Source organism: Escherichia sp. AM3 (assembly GCF_032029835.1).
Lineage (GTDB): Bacteria > Pseudomonadota > Gammaproteobacteria > Enterobacterales > Enterobacteriaceae > Escherichia > Escherichia coli.
The window spans coordinates 1-229 of the sequence record NZ_JAVUPQ010001384.1 but is presented as its reverse complement, the minus strand read 5'-3'; the positions used below and the strand labels follow the sequence as shown (position 1 = coordinate 229).

1 pseudogene is annotated in these 229 nt (G+C 59.4%); it reads left to right on the top strand.

From position 1 onward, the window contains the following. Positions 1–229: pseudogene (locus tag RTW80_RS31150) on the top strand (arginine decarboxylase); the annotation flags it as partial.

Sequence of the window (229 nt, the reverse complement as noted above, 5' to 3'; positions counted from 1 at the left end):
ATCTGAATATGTGCCACGAAGTGCAGAAACAGCTCGACCCGAGCAACCGCGCGCACCGTCCGATTATCGACGAGTTGCAGGAGCGTATGGCGGACAAAATGTACGTCAACTTCTCCCTGTTCCAGTCGATGCCGGATGCCTGGGGTATCGACCAGTTGTTCCCGGTTCTGCCGCTGGAAGGGCTGAACCACGCCCCGGAACGCCGCGCCGTGCTGCTGGACATTACCTG